25 protein-coding genes and 1 tRNA gene are annotated in these 23,323 nt (G+C 66.1%); 11 read left to right on the top strand and 15 right to left on the bottom strand.

Going from position 1 to position 23,323, the window contains the following annotated elements:
* Positions 1-6: 6 nt before the first annotated feature.
* Positions 7-363 (top strand): iron chaperone, encoded by a 357-nt coding sequence (locus tag OHS03_RS02690; protein WP_328660518.1) that lies wholly within the window; start codon positions 7-9, stop codon positions 361-363.
* On the opposite strand, the gene OHS03_RS02685 is transcribed toward OHS03_RS02690, so the two are convergent.
* From OHS03_RS02685 to OHS03_RS02675, 3 genes are all read right to left on the bottom strand, one after another.
* Positions 364-1,494, bottom strand: a complete 1,131-nt coding sequence (locus tag OHS03_RS02685) for an NDMA-dependent alcohol dehydrogenase (RefSeq protein ID WP_328660516.1) — start codon at positions 1,492-1,494, stop codon at positions 364-366.
* 104 nt (positions 1,495-1,598) lie between these two features.
* Positions 1,599-2,123, bottom strand: a complete 525-nt coding sequence (locus OHS03_RS02680) for a DinB family protein (RefSeq protein WP_328660513.1) — start codon at positions 2,121-2,123, stop codon at positions 1,599-1,601.
* 71 nt (positions 2,124-2,194) lie between these two features.
* Positions 2,195-3,259: a phosphotransferase family protein gene (locus OHS03_RS02675; RefSeq protein WP_084787306.1), complete on the bottom strand. Its 1,065-nt coding sequence runs from the start codon at positions 3,257-3,259 to the stop codon at positions 2,195-2,197.
* 70 nt (positions 3,260-3,329) lie between these two features.
* On the opposite strand from OHS03_RS02675, the gene pabB reads away from it, so the two are divergent.
* Entirely contained in the window at positions 3,330-5,390 is a 2,061-nt protein-coding gene (gene pabB, locus OHS03_RS02670; RefSeq protein WP_328660511.1) for an aminodeoxychorismate synthase component I, read from the top strand.
* 3 nt (positions 5,391-5,393) lie between these two features.
* Here the strand turns inward: pabB and OHS03_RS02665 are convergent, their stop codons facing one another.
* Complete coding sequence (locus tag OHS03_RS02665) at positions 5,394-5,888, bottom strand: hypothetical protein (protein WP_328660509.1); 495 nt, start codon at positions 5,886-5,888, stop codon at positions 5,394-5,396.
* A 282-nt stretch (positions 5,889-6,170) separates the two neighbouring features.
* Here OHS03_RS02665 and OHS03_RS02660 point away from each other — a divergent pair, with 282 nt between their 5' ends.
* Positions 6,171-7,937: a TerD family protein gene (locus OHS03_RS02660; RefSeq protein ID WP_328660507.1), complete on the top strand. Its 1,767-nt coding sequence runs from the start codon at positions 6,171-6,173 to the stop codon at positions 7,935-7,937.
* Here the strand turns inward: OHS03_RS02660 and OHS03_RS02655 are convergent.
* A complete protein-coding gene (locus OHS03_RS02655; RefSeq protein ID WP_056821229.1) occupies positions 7,934-8,224 on the bottom strand; it encodes a hypothetical protein in 291 nt (96 codons plus the stop codon). The two genes, OHS03_RS02660 and OHS03_RS02655, sit on opposite strands and share 4 nt — an antisense overlap.
* Before the next feature lie 205 nt (positions 8,225-8,429).
* On the opposite strand from OHS03_RS02655, the gene OHS03_RS02650 reads away from it, so the two are divergent.
* Positions 8,430-8,702 (top strand): hypothetical protein, encoded by a 273-nt coding sequence (locus tag OHS03_RS02650; RefSeq protein ID WP_062988119.1) that lies wholly within the window; start codon positions 8,430-8,432, stop codon positions 8,700-8,702.
* A 164-nt stretch (positions 8,703-8,866) separates the two neighbouring features.
* Here OHS03_RS02650 and OHS03_RS02645 read toward each other — a convergent pair whose 3' ends face one another.
* The 6 genes from OHS03_RS02645 to OHS03_RS02620 form a co-directional block, all read right to left on the bottom strand.
* Positions 8,867-9,355 carry an FBP domain-containing protein gene (locus OHS03_RS02645; RefSeq protein ID WP_194828570.1) on the bottom strand — a complete coding sequence of 163 codons (489 nt, stop codon included), beginning with the start codon at positions 9,353-9,355 and terminating at the stop codon, positions 8,867-8,869.
* A 107-nt stretch (positions 9,356-9,462) separates the two neighbouring features.
* Complete coding sequence (locus OHS03_RS02640; protein ID WP_328660505.1) at positions 9,463-10,692, bottom strand: vWA domain-containing protein; 1,230 nt, start codon at positions 10,690-10,692, stop codon at positions 9,463-9,465.
* A 59-nt stretch (positions 10,693-10,751) separates the two neighbouring features.
* Positions 10,752-11,372, bottom strand: coding sequence for a response regulator (locus OHS03_RS02635; RefSeq protein ID WP_328660503.1), 621 nt, complete (start codon positions 11,370-11,372; stop codon positions 10,752-10,754).
* Complete coding sequence (locus tag OHS03_RS02630; RefSeq protein ID WP_328660501.1) at positions 11,369-12,511, bottom strand: sensor histidine kinase; 1,143 nt, start codon at positions 12,509-12,511, stop codon at positions 11,369-11,371. Before OHS03_RS02630 ends, OHS03_RS02635 begins: the two co-directional genes overlap by 4 nt.
* The gene (locus OHS03_RS02625) at positions 12,511-13,323 is read right to left on the bottom strand and encodes an ABC transporter permease (RefSeq protein WP_328660499.1); all 813 of its coding nucleotides are present in this window, start codon (positions 13,321-13,323) and stop codon (positions 12,511-12,513) included. Before OHS03_RS02625 ends, OHS03_RS02630 begins: the two co-directional genes overlap by 1 nt.
* Positions 13,320-14,246, bottom strand: coding sequence for an ABC transporter ATP-binding protein (locus OHS03_RS02620; protein ID WP_328660498.1), 927 nt, complete (start codon positions 14,244-14,246; stop codon positions 13,320-13,322). Before OHS03_RS02620 ends, OHS03_RS02625 begins: the two co-directional genes overlap by 4 nt.
* 210 nt (positions 14,247-14,456) lie before the next feature.
* Here OHS03_RS02620 and OHS03_RS02615 point away from each other — a divergent pair, with 210 nt between their 5' ends.
* Together OHS03_RS02615 and OHS03_RS02610 are read left to right on the top strand one after the other, a co-directional pair.
* Positions 14,457-14,984 carry a nitroreductase family deazaflavin-dependent oxidoreductase gene (locus OHS03_RS02615; RefSeq protein ID WP_328660497.1) on the top strand — a complete coding sequence of 176 codons (528 nt, stop codon included), beginning with the start codon at positions 14,457-14,459 and terminating at the stop codon, positions 14,982-14,984.
* A gap of 144 nt (positions 14,985-15,128) precedes the next feature.
* Entirely contained in the window at positions 15,129-15,908 is a 780-nt protein-coding gene (locus OHS03_RS02610; RefSeq protein ID WP_328660495.1) for an ATP-grasp domain-containing protein, read from the top strand.
* 7 nt (positions 15,909-15,915) lie between these two features.
* Here the strand turns inward: OHS03_RS02610 and OHS03_RS02605 are convergent, their stop codons facing one another.
* Positions 15,916-16,935, bottom strand: a complete 1,020-nt coding sequence (locus OHS03_RS02605) for an aldo/keto reductase (RefSeq protein ID WP_328660493.1) — start codon at positions 16,933-16,935, stop codon at positions 15,916-15,918.
* Positions 16,936-17,059: 124 nt separating this feature from the next.
* On the opposite strand from OHS03_RS02605, the gene OHS03_RS02600 reads away from it, so the two are divergent.
* The 3 genes from OHS03_RS02600 (at position 17,060) to OHS03_RS02590 (ending at position 18,982) form a co-directional block, all read left to right on the top strand.
* Positions 17,060-17,632 (top strand): TetR/AcrR family transcriptional regulator, encoded by a 573-nt coding sequence (locus tag OHS03_RS02600; RefSeq protein ID WP_328660492.1) that lies wholly within the window; start codon positions 17,060-17,062, stop codon positions 17,630-17,632.
* A gap of 115 nt (positions 17,633-17,747) precedes the next feature.
* Positions 17,748-18,224: a DUF1772 domain-containing protein gene (locus OHS03_RS02595; RefSeq protein WP_328660490.1), complete on the top strand. Its 477-nt coding sequence runs from the start codon at positions 17,748-17,750 to the stop codon at positions 18,222-18,224.
* Positions 18,225-18,274: 50 nt separating this feature from the next.
* The gene (locus tag OHS03_RS02590) at positions 18,275-18,982 is read left to right on the top strand and encodes an isochorismatase family protein (RefSeq protein ID WP_328660488.1); all 708 of its coding nucleotides are present in this window, start codon (positions 18,275-18,277) and stop codon (positions 18,980-18,982) included.
* Positions 18,983-19,081: 99 nt separating this feature from the next.
* On the opposite strand, the gene OHS03_RS02585 is transcribed toward OHS03_RS02590, so the two are convergent.
* A complete protein-coding gene (locus OHS03_RS02585) occupies positions 19,082-19,750 on the bottom strand; it encodes a TetR/AcrR family transcriptional regulator (protein WP_328660486.1) in 669 nt (222 codons plus the stop codon).
* Positions 19,751-19,886: 136 nt separating this feature from the next.
* Between OHS03_RS02585 and OHS03_RS02580 the strand changes: the two genes are divergently transcribed.
* Positions 19,887-20,735, top strand: a complete 849-nt coding sequence (locus OHS03_RS02580) for an SDR family NAD(P)-dependent oxidoreductase (RefSeq protein ID WP_328660484.1) — start codon at positions 19,887-19,889, stop codon at positions 20,733-20,735.
* 122 nt (positions 20,736-20,857) lie between these two features.
* Here OHS03_RS02580 and OHS03_RS02575 read toward each other — a convergent pair.
* Positions 20,858-20,931, bottom strand: a tRNA-Ile gene (locus OHS03_RS02575).
* Between the two features lie 360 nt (positions 20,932-21,291).
* Positions 21,292-22,296, bottom strand: coding sequence for a zinc-binding dehydrogenase (locus OHS03_RS02570; RefSeq protein ID WP_328660482.1), 1,005 nt, complete (start codon positions 22,294-22,296; stop codon positions 21,292-21,294).
* Between the two features lie 523 nt (positions 22,297-22,819).
* Here OHS03_RS02570 and OHS03_RS02565 point away from each other — a divergent pair.
* Entirely contained in the window at positions 22,820-23,323 is a 504-nt protein-coding gene (locus OHS03_RS02565; protein ID WP_328660481.1) for a UCP032817 domain-containing protein, read from the top strand.

Below are 23,323 nucleotides of genomic sequence, written 5' to 3'. Positions count from 1 at the left end.
GAGAGCATGACCGAGAAACCCGACTCCGTCGACGCCTACCTGGCGGCCCAGCCGTCGGCCGAACGCGCCGTCCTGCAGCAGATCCGCGACACGATCCATCGCGCGGTGCCGGACACGGGCGAGAAGATCAGCTACGCCATCCCGGCCGCCACCATCGACGGCCGGGTGTTCATCTTCTTCGCGGGCTGGAAGTCCCACGTGAGCGTGTACCCCGTCCCCGAGGGGGACGAGGCGCTCGAGAAAGCCATCGAGCCCTACAACTCGGGTCGTGGCACCTTGAAATTCCCGCTCGGCGAACCGATCCCGTACGACCTGATCGCTCAGGTGGCGGTTCGTCTCGCCGAGCGAGTCGGCGAGAGCTGACTACCAGTCGGCTTCGGTGTAGCGGATGATCCCGCGGATGTTCTTGCCGTCCAGCATGTCCTGGTAGCCCTGGTTGATCTCTTCGAGCGAGTAGCTGCGCGTGACCATGTCGTCGAGATTGAGCTGGCCCGCCTTGTAGAGCGAGAGCAGTTGCGGCGCGTCCTGGCGGGCGTTGCCGCCGCCGAAGATGCAACCCTTCACCGTCTTCTGCAACATCGACAGCAGGAAGGTGTTCATCTTGACGTCGCCCGCGTCCATGCGGCCCATCGAGGTGACGACGAGGGTGCCCGCCTTGCCGGTGAGGATCAGACCCTCTTCGACGTAGTCGCCGTGCATCTCACCCATGGTGAGGATGACCTTCTCGGCCATCCGCCCCTCGGTGGCCTCGATCATCGGCATGATCGCGGCGGCCATGCTCTCGTAGGTGTGGGTGGCGCCGAACTTCTGAGCCTGCTCGCGCTTCCACGGATTCGGGTCGATGGCGATGACCTTCGACGCACCGGAGATCACAGCGCCCTGCAGCGCGCTCATGCCGACGCCGCCGATGCCCGCGATCACCACGGTCTCACCCGGCTGCACCTGCGCGACATGGGTCGACGATCCGAACCCGGTCGGCACGCCGCAGCCCACGAGGCAAGCGACCTCGAACGGGATGGCGGGATCGATCTTCACCACGGAGGTGTGGTGCACCGTCATGTACGGGCTGAATGTGCCGAGCAGGCACATCGGGATGACGTTCTCGCCGCGCGCCTGAATGCGGTAGGTACCGTCCGAAATCGCCTGTCCCATCAGCAGTCCGGCACCGAGGTCGCACAGCGCCATGTTGCCCGAGACGCACGAGGGACAACGCCCACACGCGGGGATGAACGACAGGATGACGTGGTCGCCCACGGCCAGATCGGCCGGACAGTTCGGGCCGAGCTTGGTGATCACACCCGCACCCTCGTGTCCGCCCATCACGGGGTAGCCCGGCATCGGCGTCGCGCCGGTGACGATGTGATGGTCGGAGTGGCACATGCCCGCCGTTTCCATCCGGATCTGCACTTCACCGGCGACGGGGTCGCCGACCTCGATCTCCTCGACCGACCATTCCTGATCGATGCCCCACAGGATCGCGCCCTTCGTCTTCATGCCGGTAGACCTCTCGCCAAGCTCGTGCCTCGTTGTGACTGCACTCACCCTAGCCACAAATCACCGGTTTCTGAAACACGTTCTAGAAAATTTCCGAGAGTTTTCTATCCACGCACGTCATGGACGTGGTGAACGACGTCGTGCAGGAAGTACCGACCCAGCGAGCTGACCGTGAACAGCGATCCGTCGCTGCGCGCACCCCGCAGGTCGAGCCGATCCGACGGGACCGAGGCGAACGCGGCGGCCACCCGATCAGCGGCAACGGCCAATTCCCGCGCGACGACCGCGGGGTCCTGCTCACCGTAGCGGTCGGCGACGGCGGTCGCGTCCTGATCCCAGTTCTCGAACCGCGGCGCCTCGACGCCGTCGCCGCCGAGCATCAGCGCGAGCCTGCTGTCGAAGATCCGGCACACGTCGCGCACGTGGGCGCCGTACTCGAGAACAGACCACGTGAGCTCGTCGGGGCGCACCCGAGCGTCGTCGCGTTCGAGCGCCGAGCCGATCCGGGCGGCGCTGTCGAGGACGATCTCGGGAACGGCCGCGTACGCGGTGTGCTCGGCGTCGAATCCACATTCGGAGCAGGCACGCTCGAGGACCCAGGTCCAGTTCTTGGTGTCGGGGACGATCATGGGAGTCAGCCTAGGTTGTCTGCTTCTTATGCTCCATCAATATCGAGCCAACTATCGGCGAGATCCGGGCATCATTCGGCGAGCTGATTCGCTTGCTCGAAGAGTTCCAGCGTCACCGCGTGCAGGAAGTCGCCGACCTGTTTGGGCGCCTTGCCCGCGAACGCCCGCGCATAGGTGCCTTCGAGGACGATGCCCAGCTTGAAGCAGGCCAGCACGGTGTACCAGGTGACCGCGCCGAGGTCGCGGTCGGAGAACTTGCCGTAGTGCTCGATCATCTCCGCCGCGCTCGGCAGGCCCCCGACGGTGCCGAGGGTGCCCATCAGGCCCGCGCCGACGGTGCCGGGTTCGGGTCGGGTCGCCAGCTGCCAGCCGAGGTCGAGCAGCGGGTCGCCGATGGTCGACATCTCCCAGTCGACCATCGCCGCCACCTCGGGACCGTCGTAGTCGAACATCATGTTCGCCAGGTGGCAGTCGCCGTGCATGATGCCGGGCGTCCAGTCCGTCGGCCGGTGCCGTTCGAGCCAGTCACCGGTCTGCTCGAGACCGGGGATCTGCGGGCCGGGGTAGCCCTCGTTGCCGCTGTAGGAGTCGAGCTCGCGCAGCCAGCGCGGTACCTGTCGTTCGAGGAAACCGGCGGGGTGGCCGTAGTCCTCGAGGCCGAGCGCCTGGTAGTCGAGCGAGCCGAGCCGGGCGATGGCCTCGACCGCGGACAGGCCCATCTGGCGTCGGATCTCGGGATCACCAGCGTGCAGGGCGGGCAGTTCGGTCTGCGGGTTGAAGCCGTGGATGGGTTCCATCAGGTAGAAGACCGCGCCGATCACCGACTCGTCGTCGCAAGCGGCGATCACCCGTGGCGAACGCACCTCGGTCTCGGCGATAGCGGCGAGCAGCCGTGATTCCCGGCCGATCACGTCGTTGCTCTTGGCGCGCAGATGCTTGGGTCCGCGCCGCAGCACGTACTCGCGCCCGCCCCGGGTGAAGCGCAACATCACGTTCTGCGTTCCGCCACCGAGCGCGGTGACCGCCTCGAATTCCGTCCCGGGCAAGCCCTGTTCGTCCATCCACCGCCCGATCGCCGCGAAATCAGCGATCGCCGGGTCAACATCGACAGGTTGAGAAACAGCCATGGGGCACATTGTGCCCCGGCAGCTGTGGGGACTGCGCGGGAATGCGCACGCGCACGCCCGGCGTAATGTTTCTGCCACGATGCGCACGCTCTTGATCGACAACTACGACTCGTTCACCTACAACCTCTATCAGCTGATCAGCGAGGTCAACGGGAGCGAGCCGACCGTCGTGCGCAACGACGAGACCGAGAGCGTCCTGAACCTGGACCACTTCGACAATGTGGTGATCTCGCCCGGACCCGGCCGACCGGATCGGACGCGGGACATGGGCGTGTCGACCTCGCTCATCGCACAGACCGAACTGCCGCTGCTCGGCGTGTGCCTCGGCCATCAGGGGATCGTGCTCGGGGCGGGCGGGACGGTGGAGCGCGCGCCGCAGGCCAGGCACGGCTTTCTCGATCAAGTGACCCATGGCGATCGAGATCTGTTCGCCGGTCTGCCGCAGGGCTTCACCGTGGTGCGCTATCACTCGCTCGTGGCGCGGAGCCCGCTGCCCGCGGCCCTCGAGGTGACCGCCTCGACCAGCGACGGGGTGATCATGGGCGTGCGTCATCGCGAGCGGCCGCAGTGGGGTGTGCAGTTCCATCCCGAGTCGGTGTCGAGTGAATTCGGTGCCGCGCTGTTGCGCAACTTCGCCGACCTGACCAAAGCGCGCGCGCAGGTTTCCGCACCCGTCGTCGTGCGCGGGCCCTCGGCAGCAGTGCCCACCTCGCCCGAACGATCGTTTCGCTTGCAGCACACGGTGATCGAACGAGCGATCGACACCGAAGCGATCTTCCTGCGCCGCTTCGCCGACGCCGTGCGCGCGTTCTGGCTCGACAGCGAACACGTCGAACCAGGACTCGACCGGTTCTCCTTCCTCGGTGACGCGAGTGGACCGCACGCCGAAATCGTCGGCTATCGGGTCGGTGACGGCTCCGTCACCGTGACGGACGTCGAGGGCACCCGCACCGTCGCGGGCACGGTCCTGGACTATCTCGACCGCGAACTCCGGGCTCGGCACTGCGAGACCCCACCACTGCCTTTCGATTTCGCGGGCGGCTACGTCGGCTATCTCGGCTACGAGGTGAAAGCCGATTGCGGTGGGCGCAGTGCGCACCGCTCGCCCACTCCCGATGCCCAGTGGATCTTCGCGGACCGGCTGATCGTGGTCGACCACGAGGCAGGACGAACCCACCTGATCGCCCTGAGCGAACCCGCCACCGAGCACGACGCGCAGCGGTGGCTGCGCGAGAGTTCTGACGCCCTCGGCGACCTCCCGACCTGGGTCAACCCGGCCGACCTGCGCGTGCCCGCCGATCCCGACGCCGTGCCGGCGCATCTGGTACGTGGCCGCGACCGCTATCTGGCCGATATCGCGGTGTGTCAGGATCGGCTGCACGCGGGCGAGTCCTACGAGATCTGCCTGACCGACGCGGTCGTCGTCGCCGCGGCGCCCGATGACGGACTCGACTTCTACCGGCGACTGCGCCGCTGCAATCCCGCCCCGTACGCCGCCTACCTGCGCTTCGACGGGCTCGATGTGGCCTGTTCCTCGCCGGAGCGGTTTCTCGAGATCGACCGGGACCGGGTGGTCGAGAGCAAGCCGATCAAAGGCACCGCTCCGCGCGGTCGGACCGCCGACGAGGACGAACGCCTGCGTCGCGCGCTGGCCGACGACCCGAAAACGCGCGCCGAGAATCTGATGATCGTCGACCTGCTGCGCAACGACCTCGGCCGCGTCTGCGAAGTCGGTTCGGTGCACGTCCCGAAGCTGATGGACACCGAAACCTATTCCACCCTGCACCAATTGGTGTCGACCGTGCGCGGGACGCTGCGCCCCGACGCCAGCGTGATCGACTGTCTGCGCGCCTGCTTCCCGGGCGGTTCGATGACCGGCGCACCGAAGCTGCGGACCATGGAGATCCTGGACGAACTGGAAACCGAAGCGCGCGGAATCTATTCGGGGACCATCGGCTTCCTCGGCCTGAGCGGCACCGCCGACCTCAATATCGTCATCCGCACTGCCGTGCGCTACGACGGCGAGTGGCGGATCGGCGCGGGCGGCGCGATCGTGCTGGATTCCGATCCCGAGGACGAGTACGCGGAGATGGTGCTCAAGGCGGCAGCGACGTTCCGCGCGCTGCCGCCCGGAACGTGAGCATCACCGCCGCCGGCGGCCGCGCTTGTCCGGCTCCGGTTCCGGTGCGGGTTCCTCGCCCCCACGCCCCGTGATCCGCCCGAGCAGGCCGACACCCGGCAGCTTGGCCACCGCACCGAGCACGTCCTCACCCAGCGAGATCAACGCCTCGAGCCGCGGCAACAACCGGTCGTAGGTGGCGAACACCGGATCGGCCAACGCCAAGGTCCGATCGAGCCGATCGATGGTGCTGTTGAGCCGATCGACCGCGATCGAGAGGTTCTCCACCAGATCCGGCAACTGCGCGGCCAGCTGCGCCGAAGCGGGCGGCAACCGAACCGCCGCGTCGAAGGCATATCCGGCCGTCTGCTGAGCGGCATCGATAGCCTGCCCCGCCGCGGTCTGCGCAGCCCCCACCGCCGCCTGCGCCGCCGACAACAATTCGGCCCCTGGCACCTTCCGCGCCTGCGCCGGCGGAGCAGCCTCCTGCGCGCGCCCCCGCTTCCTCGGGTTCGTCATGACACCACTGTGCCGCAAGGACGCCACAGACGCAGGGATGAGCACCCGCCCTCCGCTTCGTGTCCGGCCGCCTACCGCACAACCAGCCACGCACGACCCGACCTCGAGGAGGGTCCGCCGCGCAGCGGCGGTTCGCGGCCGTCCCGCTGTTGCGGTGCCGTTGCGTAGGCGACGAAGGAGCAAGCAACGGTGCCGCAACAGCGGGACCGGCAGGGCCGCGAACTCGAGCGCGCCAGCGCTCAAACAAACTCTGTCGGACCCTCATGACATCATGCGAGCACCATGGAACTACGCAAGGGTGCGCACGCGCCGGTCCCGACATCGCTTCTCGCCGTGGTCGTTTCATGGCGGTCGGCACATGCCGTAGACGCGCACGCCCTGCTGGTCACCGAATCGGGCCTGGTCCGCGGTGACCGGGATTTCGTCTTCTTCAACGCGCCCCGCCACGCCTCCCAGGCGGTCACCCTCGACCAGGAGCCCGCCCCCGGCACCGCGCGGCTGAGCATTTCGCTGCCCCGCACCGAATCCGATGTGGCACGCATCGTCATCAGCGCGTCCCTCGACGACGCCACCTTCGACCAACTCCCCGACCTCACCTTGACCGTGCACGCCGCCGACGGCCCGATCGCCCAGTTCACCATCGACGGCATCGAGGACGTCCAGGCGATGATGTTCGGCGAGTTCTACCGCCGCGACGGCCAATGGCGCTTCCGTGCGATCGGCCAGGGTTGGGCGGGCGGATTGGCCGGGTTGGCCACCGAATTCGGGGTAACGGTGGACGAACCCACCGCCGGACGTGCCGGCACCGGATCGAGCACCCCCACGCGACCGACCCACGCAGTCATGGGCCAGTTCGAGGGCTCGCCCGACCAACGGCACCGGGCTGTTACGCCCGCTGCCGCCTATCCACTCGACGAAGTCCCGGCACCGACCCACGCTCCCGCCCTCACCCGCCGCGTCATCGACGTCCCCCCGCCACCACCGCCGGACCCCGAGCTCGCCGACTGGCACCCCGATCCGGAAACCCCCGATCAACTCCGCTGGTGGGACGGCGACGAGTGGACCTCCAGCGTCCACCCGCACATCCACGATCACCGCACCCGTTGCACCCGCTGCGGCAATCCCTTGCGTCGCAAGCTGTTCGGCGGTCACGGACCGTGCAAGAACTGTGCCGAGGAGATCGAGGAATTCCTCACCCACTGGCGCAACCGGGCCAGGCGCGTGCTCGCGGGCCCCGGCACGATGTCGCAGGAATGGACCGAGGTGTGGGCCGCCCTGCGCTTCCAGCGCATCGACGAGGAGCGCGGCCGAACACTCCTACGCGACGCGGGCCTGACCCAGGTCGAGCGCATGGTCGCCTTCGCCTTCGCCGACGGTGAGGTATTCGCCGACGAACTGGATGCCTTCGAACACGTCGTCAGCGAGCTGGCGCTGTCAGGCGCCGTCGTCGACGATCTGCGCCGCCGAATGTATCGCGGCCGCACCCTCTCCCGCTTGCGCGCCGGCGAACTGCCCACCATCAACACCCCCGGCCTGCACCTCGACCCCGACGAGCGCGTTCACCTCGACCTGCCCGCCGTCCACATCCGCATGCTCGCCCGCGGTCCACGCAACACCGAGGGCCGGCTCATCGGCAGCTCCAAGAAACTGCGCTTCGTCGGCGACGGCACCGGCATCGAATTGCCGTGGAACCGGGTGGTTTCAGTGCATCCCGAGCACGGCACCGTCGTGCTCGCGGCGACGTCCGCGCGGGGCGGCGCGACTTTCGGCGTCACCGATCCCGACTATGTGGCGGCAGCACTCGAGGGTGCGCTGCGCGTGTCGAAACGCCTGGTCCTGACGCCGGGACAGCTCGACAGCCGCAGTATTCCCCAGGATGTGAAAGCCCAGGTGTGGCAGCGCGACGGCGGCGCGTGCGTCGAGTGCGGCGACGGCCACTACCTGGAATTCGACCACATCATCCCGCTCAGTCGCGGTGGTGCGACGAGCGCGACGAATCTGCAGATCCTGTGCCGGGCCTGCAATCGCGCCAAGGGCGCGCGGATCTAGCTGAGGATCGCGTTCATGATGGTGCCGCCGCTGGTAGCGACCACACCGCCGATCATGGCGCCCGCGATCATCTTCGGCGACTCCATCGCGCTACCGTTCCACTTCTCCCAGGCGAACTTTCCACCGGCGACGGTGATGGCGAGCACGCCCGACAGGATCATGAACCAGGTCAGGTACTGGACCATTTTCATGATCTTGTCCGACAGCGGAGGCGCTTCCGGCGTCGGATTGCCGATCTGCGCGTACGTGGTGATGGTGTCGGCCATCGACGTCAGAATGATGCTCATAGCCTGCTCCCCTATCGCGTGACGCGAACTGCGTTCCAGCCCTGCCGTATTCGAACGTGGTCCAGGATACGGGCGCGAACCCGCTGCACACCAACAAAACCGATCGGTTCGGTCAGATGGGCGCCGACACGGTGGCACACGACCGGATACCATCAGTGCTGAGTTCATCGTCGTCCCGTTCCTCCGAGATACCGAGTGAGACCCCATGCTCCTGGCCGCCGTCACCGATACCTTGGCGCAGATCGGCAATCCGACCCCCGAAGCACCGCCACTGGCGGACAAGATCATGCAGCTGGTCAGGTACCTGACCTGGTTCATCTTGTTGTCCGGCATCATCGCCATCACTGTCGCGGGCGGAAAGTTCGCCTGGGAGAAGTGGACCGGCAGCTCCATGGAGTCACCGAAGATGGTCGCGGGCGCCATGATCGGCGGCGTCGTCGCCACCAGCGCGGGCACCATCATGCAAGCGTTGCTCTAGGTTCCCGCTCCGCTCGGGTCGGTCCGGGATCAACCCGGCCCGACTCGACCGGCCAGGAACACATCGACCCGAGTTCTGTTCGGATTCAACAGAACTCGGGTCAACTGGTTTGTCGAGTGTCGGCGCACAGCATCTACCTCCTGTCATTCGGTGGTTCGGGTCGGCTAGGTGTAGAGCCGGTCCACGAAGGCGTTCAGGTTTTCCACCACGCGCTGGGCCTTCTCCTCCGGCGTCAGATCCTCGCGATAGCGGCTGCCCATCGACGGCCGCTTCTTGTTGCGCGCATACAGCGAACAGGCCAGATCGGTGCACATGTAGCTGCCGACCGTGTTCCCCTTGCGCCCCGACTCGCCCGTCTTGCTCGCGGTCATCAGCGAAACGCCGCCACCCGAGTGCGTGGTGAGGCAGATCGTGCACATCTGCGTCTTGCCCGATCCGCCGGTCTCGTGCCGCAGTGCGACACTGACCAGCCCGTCCTCCCTCGGCACCGAGATATAACAGCGCCCCGCGTACGACGGGTCGGTCCAGCCGAGGAAGTCGAGATCGTCCCAGGGCCGTTCACCCAGGTCACGCGGCACATTCAACCGCTTCGCGTCACCCTTCGAACAGTTGACGAACGACGACCTGATGTCGCGTTCGGTAATGGGTTCCATGCGTTGATCCTTTCAGTCTGCGAACAGCAAACGATAGACACGCTAACGATCACCACCTGCGGAAACAACCGGATTTCCCACCGCCCAGCCGACGCTGGGCGGACCCGTCAGCCGACGATCCCCGCAGTACGGGCGGCGCGCAGCCAGTCCGGAAATTCGCCGAGAAGGCGCCGGTAGAGCTCGGCGTCGTCGACCTGGTCGATATCGTCGAGGGCGAAGAAGCCCGCGTTGTCGACGATGCGGCCGTCGAGTTCGTCGAGGGTGCGCAGAACGCCGAAGTTGGCTTTGCCCAGGCCGATGAACTGCCAGAAGGCGGGCAGGTGGGCGGCCTCGCGCATCAGTGCGGCGATCTCGCGTTTCTTCGCGAAGCCGCCGTCGGTGAAGAACAGCACCAGGGTGGGCTCGGTCAGGGTTTCGATGATCGCGCGCATGATCGGCAGTTCGTCGTTGCGACCGCCCATGGCGTCGTAGTCGATGCCCTCGTGCGTGCCGGTGAGATGGAGGTAGGTCTGTGCCCACCGCTCCCCGTCCGCGACGGTGATATCGGGCAGCTTCGCGTAGGTCAGTGCGTAGAGGTAGGCCTCGAGCGTGCCGTCGTCATCGAGTTGGGTGGCAACCGGAATCATCCGTTCGACGACCCGATGCACGGTGCCGCCGCGATACATTTTCTGCATGCTGCCGGTCTTGTCGATCACCAGCACCACCCGCGCTCTGGCGCCGAAAGCGCTCTTGTCGATCAGCACCTTCGCGACTTCACGCTTGCGCATGTCCAGCGTCTGACGCTTGTCGAACGACAGCGCCGCCTCGCCGGGTACGGTCCGAACCTCGGGCGCCGCGACAACTTCCGGCTCGTCGTCGACGCTCACCCCGTGATCGGTGACCAGGTCGGCGAACCCGCCCGCATAGCCCTGCCCGACAGCGCGGACCTTCCATTGTTCGCCCCGGCGATACAGTTCGAGCGCGATCACCACCGACTCGCGATCGAGTCCGTCGATCACATACTCGTGCAACACATTCCCCGCACGATCAGCGACCGATGCCACCGGCGCCGCGGCCGTTCCGAACGTATCGCCCTGCGTCGCGACAGTGATCACCGCGCGAATCTGCGCGATCTCGCCCGGCACCGCTCCGAGTGAGATCTCGAGCCCCGCACCGTTGAGCCGAACCCCTGGTGCCTGTGGCTGATTGAAGAAGACGAAGTCGGCATCCGAGCGAACTCTCCCCGCCTCGGTAACCAACAGCGCCGAGAGATCGGCCGCGACCCCGCCCCGAACCGACAGCACCACCTCGCCCGGCGCCAGTCCAGCGTTCTGCCCCTTCACCAGCGCAGCAGCCACTGTCGCTCCTCATCTCACACGTGCTCGGCCGTAATGCCCCACACCCTAGCGAAAACGCGCTAGATCCAACCCTTCTCACGAGCTTTGAGTGCTGCTTCGTAGCGATTGGACACGCCGAGCTTGGTCATCGCCGAGGACAGGTAGTTACGGGTGGTGCCCGGGGAGAGGTGCGCGCGTTTGGCGATGTCCTCCACCGACGCGCCGTCGGCGGCGAATTCGAGGACGTCGGCCTCACGGGCGGTGAGGACGGTGTCCCCCGCGCTGATGGCTTCGGCCGCGAGTTCGGGATCGACGTAACGGCCCCCGTTGTGCACCGACCGGATCACCTCGGCCAGCGTCGTCGCCGAGGTCGTCTTGGGCAGGAACCCGCGCACGCCCGCGGAAAGCGCGCGCTTGAGATAGCCGGGCCTGCCGTGGCTGGTGACGATCAAAGTGCCTGCGCCAGGGGTGATCCGCAGCAGTTCGACGGCAGTGTCGATGCCATCGATGCCCGGCATCTGCAGATCGATGACGGCGACCGCGGCGGGCTCACCTTCCTCGGCCCTGCGACGCCAGGCCGCGACGAGTTCCGCACCGGAACCGACGTGGGCGACGACCTCGAGATCGGGCTCGAGGCCGAGCATCGTCGCCATCGCGGCGCGGATGAGGGTTTCGTCGTCGGCCAGGAATACGGGAATCACTGATTCTCCCAATGGATTTCGAGGGTGAACTCGTCGCTGGATGTGGCGATGTCGAGGGTCGCGCCGACGGCGGCGAGTCGTTCGCCGAGGCCGCGCAGCCCGGATCGTTCGCCGATCGCGCCCTGCGGACGATCGTTGCGCAGCGACATGCCCGACCCGCCGAGGGTGAGCGTCGCGGTCGCCGCCGCCGAGTGTTCGACGATATTGGTCGTGCCTTCCCGCACCACCCAGGCCGCGACTTCGTGGAATGCCGCGGGCACCTTGGCCGCGTCGCCCTCGACGACGAGTTCGCATCCCGCCGCCGACAGCAGTGACCGGGCCCCGGCCACCTCGCCACGCAGGTCGATATTGCGGTAGCCGCGCACCAGGGTGCGCATCTGCCCCATCGACTCGACCGCCAGCGTTCTGACCTCTTCCATCTCCGCGGTCGCCCGATCGCTGTCGCCCGCCCGCGACAGTGCCACCGCTAGTTCGCTTTTCACCGCGATGGCCGAGAACCCGCGGCCGACGACATCGTGCAGGTCCCGAGAGAAACGCAGCCGTTCCTCGGCGACCTGGAGTTGCGCCTCGACACCTTTGGTTCGCTCCAATTCGTCGATGATTCCCAGTCCCCACACCGTGAGCCGGGTCAACACGATCGCGCAGATCCCGGTGATCACCAGCACCGCCGCCCCCTGAAGGCCCGCGCGTAGCGGCGTTCCGAAGACCAGCAGCGGGGTGGCCACACTGAGTCCGATCAGAATCCACCACTGGTGGCGCGTGAACGGGATGACGGAGAAGATCGCCATGATCACCGCAGCCATGCCCACCATGCGCGCGCTGACGACAGTCGACTCGTTGCTCGCCACTCGGGCGACTACCCCACTGATCGCCCACAGCGCAGCCAGCACTGCGACGGCGATCGGCAACATCCGTGGCCGCGTCACCACGCCGGGGAAGGTGGCGAAATCAGGTTGCGCCTCCAGTGCGACAGCGGCCGCGAGGCCACCCACGACGATCCCGAGCACCGACGGCACAGACTCGGCTTTGATCGCCAGCACCACGACCAGCACGGCGATCACCGCCTGGAACGAGCCCCGGCTGTAGAGCCGGAACTTGGCTGCCCCGGACAGCTCGTGCCACCAGGCGGTCGCGCGCATCACCCGCGATCGTCCCAGCGGAAGCTCTTGCGGGTCAGCGCGAGCGCCAGCACGGTCCATAGCGCCAGTGTCGCAAACGGTCGGCCGGATTCGGTGACGGTGTCCACGAAGCCCAGCGCGGCGTCGGATTCGGCGACCGCCGACATCTTGCCCGCCGCGCCGAGGGAGATGAGGTCGGAGACGGCGGCGAACGGGGTCCACTCGGCCAGCTGTGCCAGCCGGTCCGGCAGCACACCACGGATGGAGGACATGCCGAGCATCGCGATGATCATCACCGGCAGCGAGGTGATCTGCGCCGCCTCCGCGTTCTTGGTGTACGCGCTGGTCGCCAGGGCGAGCAGCGAGAACAGCACCGTTCCGCCGACGAGCGCGACCACGATCGCCAGCGGGTTGATCGGCGCGGGTGTGCCGGTTCCGTAGACCACCGCGGTGACGACAGCCGTGCACGCGACCGTCATGATCGCACCGGGGATGGCCGGAGCGAGCTGGATCTGCCAGTCGGTGGCCTCACCGGTGCGCAACCGTTTCAGCACCCCTTCGCTGCGGCGGGTGGTCACCATCGACAGCACCGAGTAGTACTGCACGAACAGCAAGGCGAGCAGCGCGAGCATTTCGAAGGTCACTGCCGCCATCGCCGCTGTCGGCTCGGCATCTTTGCGGGCGATGAAGAAGGTGGCCACCGGAATGCCGATCGGGAACACCGTCGCCATGTAGACGAGAGTCTTGTTGCGCCGGAACTGCAGCCACTCGGCCTTGGCCAGAGCGGTGAGCGGTCGACGGCGGAATCCATGGGCGGGCAGGGTGGTAGTCATCGTGCTCCGATCAAGGTGGGAGTGGTGGCCTCGGCGATATCGAGGAAGACCGATTCCAGCGACGCGGCGCGCGCTTCGAGTCCGGTCAACCGCACGCCCGCTTCGCGTGCCCAGCCGAGCAGCTCGAACAGATGGCCCTGTAAATCGTTGGTGCTGATCGTGACTCGCGCGCCTGCATCGACGCGGGCACCACGGAACTGCGGCACGGGCAGCCCCGGGTGGTCGAACGCGATCCGCGCAGGATGGTCGTCGACGATGTCGCGCAGCGTGCCCCTGCGGGCGATCGCGCCCTTGTGCATGATCGCGATCTGATCGGCGAGAGCTTCGGCCTCGTCCAGATAGTGCGTGGTGAGAACCATCGTCACCCCCGACGCTTTGAGGTCGGCGAGCAATTGCCATGTCCCACGCCGACTTTCCGGATCGAGGCCGGTGGTCGGTTCGTCCAGGAACAGCAAGCGCGGCTGCCCGAGCAGGGCACACGCCAGATCGACGCGGCGTTGCTCACCACCCGACAGCGAGCCGACCCGCACGCCCGTCCGATCGGTCAGGCCGACCTGCGCCAGCACGGCCTCGGTGGTGGTCGGATCGGTGCACGTCCCCCGCCACATCTCCAGCGTCTCGCCGACGGTCAGTTCGGCGGGCAACCCACCGGACTGCAACATGATGCCGACCCTCGCGCGCACCTGGGCGCGGTGTCGGAGGGGGTCGAGGCCGAAGACTTCGACCTCGCCCGCCGAGGGGGCGACGAGCCCTTCCAGCATGTCCAGCGTCGAGGTCTTGCCCGCACCGTTCGTCCCGAGCAGCGCGAACACCTCCCCCTCGTGCACCTCGAGGTCGACACCTTTGACGGCTTCGAATGCGTCGTCGCCGCGACCGTACGTCCGGCGCAGCCCGCGTGCGGTGATGACGTCTGTGTTTCCCATGCCTTCTACGGTGGTCGACGCGGGGTGTCACCAGTAGTAAGCGCAGTCACCGATGCGCGATGGGATTCGCATGGGTCGGTCATGACATACGTCATCGGTCCCACCGGCGACCACCCCCGTGCCCGCCGCCTCGTCGCTTGACGATTCACCATCCGCCGGTCCACCGCAGGTCTACTATTGAACGTAGTAGACCGAACATCGGAGGAGCCCATGAGCGATCCGAACAATGCCGATCCCCGGCGTGGCCCCAAGAGGTCACCGCTGGCACGACTGGTGGAATCGAGTTCTCAGTTCCTGAACAAGCGCGGGATCTTCCTGGGCCGCCGATCGACGAAACTCCATGTGGCCCTGTACCGCCGGACCAACGGCCGAGTGGGCGGCCACCTGCCCGCCTGGCCCGACGCCCGAATCCTGCTCCTCGACCACGTCGGCGCCAAGTCCGGCACCCACCGAACATCACCCTTGATGTACCACGCCGACGGCGACCTCATCGCCATAGCCGCATCCAAAGCCGGCCAACCAACCCACCCGGCCTGGTTTCACAACCTGAAAGCCAACCCGGACACCACCATCCGAATCGGCGCCCGCTCCCACCCCGTCCGAGCCCGCGTAGCAACCGACGAGGAACGAAACCTCTTGTGGCCGAAGTTCATCGATTTCTTTCCGAGCTACGACTTCTACCAACGCCACGCAGGCAACCGCACGATCCCGATCGTCATCCTCACTCCCCGCACCTAGATGCCATCCGATCAAGTCCCCGAGCGGTCCCCTCCACTGCCGTGCCCCGATCCGCTGCCGACCGGAAGGGACTTCGATTGGCGCACAAGTAATTTCCCAGCCATTTGCTGAAGCCACAACGCCTCCGACATGCAAAATCAATGCATGAGTTTTACGGTGGCCTACCTGCAGTACGCCGGATCGGGTCCGATGCGGCACGAAGAGAAGCTCCTCACGGAGGGCCTCGGAAAACTCGACGTCCCCGTCCGCCACTACAGCCTGAAGCGCATTCAACGCAGGCAGTTGGCGTTGGGGCCCGGCATTTTCATCGCCGGGGACATGGATGCGATGCACGGCGCGATGCGCCAATTGGGCATTCCTATACCGCAACCCGACGACTATCCCGAAGTGCTTCGCGGCTTCCTCGGGCGGAAGGTGTGGGCGTCGACACTGGGTGAGATCGAGCGCTCGATGGACGGCGGCTCCTCCCCACCGGTTTTCGTCAAACCCGCGGACCGCCGAAAGGCCTTCACGGGCTCGGTCTGCTACTCGGAACACGATTTCGCCGCATGGGGGAACACCAGTCGGCGCCAGCGCGTCTGGTGCTCCGAGGTCGTCACCTGGGTGTCGGAATACCGCGTCTACGTCATCGGCAGGCAGATCGTCGCCGTCGACCACTACGAGGGTGACAACTCCGTGCCGCTGAACATGGAAGCAGTCGAGTCAGCGGTCACCGCCTACTACCGTTCCGGAACCGCCCCTACTGCCTACGCCATCGATTTCGGCGTACTGCCCAACGGTGAGACGACACTCGTCGAGGCCAACGACGGCTACGCCCTCGGCGCCTACGACATCACCGCCGACCAGTACACCGCACTGCTGATGAATCGATGGCGCGCCCTACTGACTTCCGAGGTGCGGCCGACACGAACCACGAGCTTCTAGCGTCGGCTCATCGACGACGGTGGGAAGGGTCGAGTAGAGCCGGTGGGGTGTCGTGTTTTTCGTGGGGAGCGAGGTCGGTGCCGGGGGCGACGATGGCATCGATCGCGTCGAGGACGTCCGGCGGCAATACGGTGTCGGCGGCGGCCAGTTGGGAGTGTAAGTGGTCTATGGTGCGTGGGCCGATGATGGCGCTGGTGACGGCTGGGTGGGCGGTGACGAAACCTAGGGCGAGTTGGATCAGGGTCAGGCCGGCCTGGTCGGCCACCGTGGCCAGTTGTTCGACGGCGGTCATCTTGGCGTGGTTGGTCGGGATGGTGGTGTCGTAGCGGTCCGGCATGAATGTCGAACGGCTGGTGGTTATTTCGCGGTCGGCGCGGATCGCGCCCGAGAGCCAACCCGAGGCCAGCGGGCTCCAGGCGAGCACGCCGAGGCCGTATTCCTCGGTGACCGGCAGGACGTGAGTTTCGATGCCGCGCTGAAGGATCGAGTAGCTGGGCTGTTCGGTGACGTATCGGCTCAGGTGATGCTCTTTGGCGGCCCACTGCGCCTGCACGATGCGGTAGGCGGGAAACGTCGAGGATCCGAAGTAACGGATCTTGCCTGCGCGCTGCAGATCGGTCAGTGCCGCGAGAGTTTCCTCGTCGCTGGTTTCGGGATCCCAGCGGTGGATTTGATAGAGGTCGACGTGGTCGACATCGAGTCGGCGCAGGCTGTTGTCGAGCGCGGTGGTCAACCAGCGGCGCGAGCCGCCGCGATGGTTGCGCCCCTCGCCCATCGGCATGCTCGCCTTCGTGGCCAGCACGATGTCGTCGCGACGGCCCGCGATGGCCTTGCCGACCAATTCCTCCGATTCGCCCTGACCGTACATATCGGCGGTATCGATGAGATTGATGCCGCCATCGATGGCGACGTCGATCATGGCGGTGACCTCGTCCTGTGTGGACTTTCCCAGCTTGCCGAAGTTCATCGCGCCGAGCACGAGCGTGCTGACCTGAACGCCCGTACGGCCCAGAGTGCGGTAGTGCATGGCGGTTCCTCCCAGATGAGCTTGGTTCGGTTCGCCGGTTCTGGCATCCTCAACCAAACGGAACAATGTTCCGCTAACCAACATACGGAACACCGTTCCGTTTGCCAAGGGAGGCTTCGCGACCGTGGTCGACAACCCGATCGAGGCGCCGCGCAAACGCGCGGACGCCCGGCGCAACCAGCAAGCGCTGCTCGACGCCGCCGCGGCCGCCTTCGCCGCCTCCGGCGTCGACGTCCCCGTCCGCGAGATCGCCACCCGAGCAGGTGTCGGCGTCGGCACCATCTACCGCCACTTCCCCACCCGCGCCGACCTCATCGTCGCCGTCTACCGCCATCAGGTCGAAGCGTGCGCCGAAGCCGGCCCCGCCCTCCTTGCCTCCCACGGCTCCCCTCACGCCGCACTCGGCGAATGGATAACCCTCTTCGCCGCCTTCCTCACCACCAAACACGGCCTGGCAGAAGCACTGCAATCCGACGCGGCCACCTTCGAAACCCTCCACACCTACTTCCTCGACCGCTTGGTCCCCACCTGCGCCGCCCTGCTCTCCGCCGCCACCACCGCAGGTGAAATCCACCCCGACATCGACCCCTACGAACTGCTCCGCGCGGTCGGCAATCTCTGCATCGGCGGCGACACTCCCCGCTACAACCCGCGCCGAATGGTCGCCTTCCTCATCGCGGGACTGAGCGCGAAGTAGACCTGAGACGCGGAGCCTGACGCCATCATAATCTAGCAACGCTAGACAGTCTAGCGAGCAAATGTTACCGTTGCTCTAGCTTCTAGCGCTGCTAGATATTGGAGAGGGACCCGAAATGCTCATTGTCACCGGCCAGATCATCGCCGTCGTCGCCGTTCTCGCGAATGCCGTTGTCTACGGCACCGATGTCTGTGGGGCCGTCATCATGCGGTCTGTGTACCGCAAGCTCGACGACGCGACCGTGACCGTCAGTGCGGGATGGGGTCACTACTACGGCGACAAGCGGATGCCGGTCGTCGGGGCGGGCGGCGTGGTCGCCGCGGTGCTCACCCTGCTGATCGCACTGCTGGCCGGCCAGATCGGTGCCGCTGTCGCGGCAGGCATCACGGTGGCAGCACTGCTCACCTGGCTCGCCTTCTACGTCCGCATCGCCAAGCCGATCAATGCCCAGCAGACCGCCGCCGCCCTGAGCGGCATCATTCCGGCCGATGCCCGCGCGCTGCAGGACAAGTGGGACAGCATTCTGAAGTACCGGGTCGCCCTGCAGTTCATCGCCCTTGCCGGCCTGTGTGCCGCGCTGATCCTGTTCTGATCCCAGAAGTCGCAGCGCCGACTGGACCATGTCTACGGCACGATGGGGTTATGGGTGAGAACTCGGTCGCGCTGCACGATTGGAAGATCGGTGTCGGTGAGTACGCCCGCCATGAGGCTCGGCGCGGACGCAGGCACGCCTACCCGGTTCTCACTGCGGCGTGTACCGCCCTGGTGGTGATCGACATGGTGCCGTTTCACGTCGGAGCCAATCCCTATTGCCGTGGGATCGTGCCCAACATCAACCGGATCGCAGATGCGCTGCGAGCGGTGGGCGGGACGGTTGCCTGGGTTCTGCCCAGCGACGGGGAACCTACCGATGCCGCGATCGAGTTCTTCGGCCCACAAGTCGCCGAAAGCTATAGCAGCACAGGCGGTTTTGGCCCGTTACCCGACCGCCTCTGGCCTGATCTGACCGTCGGCGCGAGTGACCTGTTCGTCGAGAAATCCGCCTTCAGCGCGTTCTTCCCCGGCCGGTGTTCGTTACCGGGACTACTCGAACAACGCGCGATCGACACGGTCTTGATCGCGGGCACCGTCACCAATGTGTGCAGCGAGTCCTCCGCCCGCGATGCCTCGACCCTCGGCTTCCGAACGATCATGGTCGCCGACGCCAATGCCGCACGGAACGACCACGAACACAACGCGACCCTCCACACGATCTACCGCTCGTTCGGCGACGTACGCCCGACGTCCGACGTACTCGAGATGCTCAACGCCTCTGCCCCAGTTACGGAATCTCGCACGACCTCCGGATAGGTCCGACAGCAATCCGTCGGTGCCGAATGCGCACTCGGAGGAGATCGACTCAGCGCCGCGGAGTCGTCCAGCCGTGCTCACGGAACCATGGACGCGCCCTCACGGCGCCGAATGAATGGCAGATGCACCGAAAGCCTTGAGGAAGGTCGTCGTCGCGGCGTCCGAGATGATGCGTAATTCGGGGGTGGCGAGGGGGTGGGTGCCGAGTTTGGATCGGGTGTCGATGCTGCCGGTGAGCAGTGCGGTGAAGTGGGTGGCCGCCAATTCTGGGTCGTCGATCCGGAGTACGCCCGCGAGAGCGAGGCGGGAAAGGCGGTCGGCGAGGGTCTGGACAACCCGGTGAGGAACCTCGGCGACAATATCGATCAGATCTGGGAAGTGTGCGGATTCAGCGGCGACCAGTCGTCGTAGGGCGCGGGACTCTTCGAGGCAGTAGCAGGTTGCCAACTGCAGGCCGACCTCGCGCAGATTCTCCGGCAGATCGGTGCCGTCGCCGACCAGCTGCTCGACCGCGGCCAAATTGGCCGCCAGGGCCGTGTTCGTGAGCGACTGCACTACTTGACGGAACAGGTTTTCCTTGTCGCCGAAATGGTTGTAGACGGTGGCCTTGGCGACCTGTGCCACGGCGGCGATCTCGTCGACGCGGGCCTGCGCGTAGCCCGCCCGAGCGAACACGGTGAACGCCGCCGCCAGCACTGCCTGCTGTTTGTCGATCCGCCCACGAGGTGTGACCGATGACGATCGGGTCGGATTCGAAGCCGCACTCATCACCCGATCCTATAGCGATTTCGACGGAACTGTACCTACCGCCCTGTTTACATAGACTCACGAGTCTGCTTAGACTCATGAGTCTAGATAAGCAGTCTGCGTAGTGCAGTCATCGAGCACAGCCAAGGAGATACGCGTGAAAACCGTGGTCATTACGGGCGGAACCGACGGCATGGGCAAGGCGCTCGCGCTGACATATCTGGAACGTGGCGAGCAGGTGATCGTTGTCGGCACCAATGCACCGAAAGGTCAAGCGGTTCTGGCGGCTGCCACCGAAATCGGGGCCGGTCAGCGCGTCGAGTTCATCCAGGCCGACTTGAGCCTGGTGTCCGAGAACCGGCGGGTGATCGATCGGATTCGTGCGACGTATCCGAGAGTGGACACACTGGTGCTGGGCGCGCGCTATTTCCGCGCGACGCGGTTCGTCACCGCGGAGGGATTCGAAGCCAACTTCGCCCTGTTCTACCTGAGCCGATACCTGCTCGGCCACGGCCTCGTCGGCCATCTCGATCGGGCAGACTCACCAGTGATCCTCGACCTGTCCGGCCCAGGCGGTGACCTGTCCCGAATCCGCTGGAACGATCTGCAATTCGAGGATTCCTACAATCCCGACGAGGTCATGGGCCAGTGCGGCAAGCTGAGCGACCTACTGGCAGTAGCCTTCACCCGCCACTATCCCGACAGCAGGATTCGCTACGTTCTCCTACACCCCGGCCTGACATCAACCGCCTTCACGGGCGAATACGACGCCGCCAGTGCGGCATTGGTCGCCCGTATGCGAGACCAGGGCCAACCCGTCGAAGCGGCACTTCGCCGAATTCTCCACCACCTCGACAACCCACCAGCCGTCCCGCTGTCCGCGTTCATGCAGGACAACCGGGTCGATACCAATGGCGACCCGTTCGACCCCGAAGCGGCCGACCGCCTTCGGGCCGTTACCGAAGCCCTGTTGCACCGCGATCGAACCGTCAATGTGAGTAGTTGATTTCGACGAAGCCGTCGGGATGGCGGGGGCTGCCGTCAGCACGCGAGAGTCTGTTGGTGCACAGGCGCGACGCGGGGCCCGAGCCGACGAATCGGAGAATATCGGCAGTTCAGGAGGGGAAGTGGGGCGGGTGGGGCTCGAACCCACGACCAGCGGATTATGAGTCCGCGGCTCTAACCGACTGAGCTACCGCCCCTCGCCGCGGGGGTCTCCGCGGGCGAGTCGCATGGTACCCGGCGGAGTGCGGGGTTGACCACTTGGCGCGGTGGTCGTGTCGAGCTGATACAGGAACGGCGATCGGGGCGCGGCTTCCGAGGAAGACGCGGCGACCGATCGCCGTTGTGTGCTGTACCCGAGGGTAAGGGTTACGAGCGCTCGGCTCGTTGGCCTCCCCGCACTCGAACTTCGCGTTCGCGACGCTCGATGTTGCCCCCTGGGTTGCTGGCCACCTTGATGACTCCTACTACCAACAACAGAACCGCAGCTATCACTGCGACGATAATCAGTCCCTGCACGAACATAACTTAACGTGTATTCCGTTGCGGCGCACAATAAGTTACAATGACGCGCCGATCGTCAACAAGGTACGGCCGAGGGCGGAGCGGCCTTCGATCGCCGCATGAGCCTGCCGCACGTCCTCGATCGGGAAGGTCTGCCCGATAACGACTTCGAGCGAGCCGGTGGCTACCGCTTCCTGAGCGCGGGCAGTGATGCCGACCCAATCGACGTCGTCGCCGACGATATCGAACAGGCCGAGTACCGTGACGCCGCGCCCGGCTGCAGCATCGGTGTCACCTTGCGCGAAATCACCTGCGGCGGAACCATATCCGAGGAACAGACCCTTGTCGGAGGCGGCGATCAACGCAGCGCCACCGATGGCGCCACCCGCACCGTCGAACACGATCGACGCTCCCCCGCCGGTGATCTCGCGGACTTGCTGCTCCCAGCCCTCGGCGGAGTAGTCGACTACCGCGGTGGCGCCCAATCGTGTTGCCAGCGCCAGCTTTTCCGGACCGCGGGCAGCGGCGACAACCTGCGCGCCCGCCGCGACGGACAGTTGGATGAGCAGGGTGCCGAGTCCTCCTGCGGCGGCGGTGATCAGAACCCACGAATTCGGTTGCACCGCAGCCCTGTCGAAGACAGCAAAGGCGGTGCGGCCGTCGTGGGCGAGGCCGACGGCCTGCTCGGTGGTGAGCGCGTCGGGGATCTCGGTCAGAGTGGCGGCCTTGGCAAGGGATTTCTGGGCGTAGCCGCCGATGGGCAGTCCTCCGCCGATGCCGCTCGCGGCGGTCTCGGTGACGACGCGCTTGCCGAGCCAGCCGGGGTCGACCTCGGCGCCGACCGCGCTCACCACGCCACCGATCGCACCGCCGGGCACGTAGGGCAGGCTCAGCGGGAAGTAGTCCTGACCCCATCCGCTGCGCAGCCGGGTGTCGAGGAACATCACGTCGGCGACCTCGACGTCGACGACCACTTCGGCCGAATCCGGTTGTGGCGCCGGGAATTCCAATACTTCCAGGACCTCTGGCCCACCGAATTCCTTGACCTGCACTGCACGCATGGCGACTCCTTCGTGACGTTGTCCGAACGAGTCAAGGATGAAACCTCGAGCCGAGTTCAGGTCAAGTGCACTAGGACGTAGGTCACACGATCAGGAACCGCCGCCGCAGCTGCTACTGCTCCCACCACCGCAGCTGCTGCTACTCCCCCCAGAACAACTGCTGCTGCTTCCTCCGCCGCCGCAGCTACTGCCGCTCCCACCACCGCAGCCACTGTTCGAACCGCCACCGCAGCTACTGTTCGAACCCCCACCGCAGCCACCGGACGGACTGCCCGGATCCCACGGCTGACCCGAGGTCCCGTCGACGTATCCGGTCACCCCGGCCGACCCGGCCACCCATCGCCGATCCAGCGGGGGCGCACCCTGCGACTGAATCGACCGCTGAATCAGCCACACGATGGTCGTCACCACCGCGCCGATACACACCACTATGAAACCGAGCAGGAGCATTATCACCATGCCCGCAGGCTAATCCCCGAACCCGCCCACAGCATCCCCACCTCCAGTGGCCTTACAGTGAATTGTGGCGTTCTCTTTCCTCCGGCCCGGCACACGGCACGTCGACCTCCCCACCGTCGACCGCACCGTCGCCGCCCTGCGTCTGCCCGAAGCGATCTTCAAGACCTCACCCTGGCAACCTCGCGAACTCGTGGAAACCGGCCTGCGCCAATGGTTACGGTGCTGCGGCGCCGCCATTCGCGACGACCAGGTGATCGGCATGCCCTCGCACGCGGTCGACGAGGCGTGGCACGGCTTCATTCTCTGCACCCAGCTCTACGCGAGCTTCTGCGAGCAGGCTTACGGACGTTTCCTGCACCATTTCCCGGAGGGCGTCGGAGACAGCACGCTAAATCACGGCACCATGGTCGAACAACTGGGCCGCACCGTGGTCGCCTGGTCGCTGGTGGCGCGACCGGACGAGGAGTGCGTGCTGTGGGACCTGGACCGCAAGGTCGGCGTCGAGGACCCGTGGGGCGTGGACGCCCGGCACGTTGCCGCCGTGGAGGAGCAACTGCGCCGGGCGTAG

It is taken from the genome of Nocardia salmonicida (assembly GCF_036142455.1).
Lineage (GTDB): Bacteria > Actinomycetota > Actinomycetes > Mycobacteriales > Mycobacteriaceae > Nocardia > Nocardia salmonicida.
This window is presented reverse-complemented; position numbering and strand designations above follow the sequence as displayed.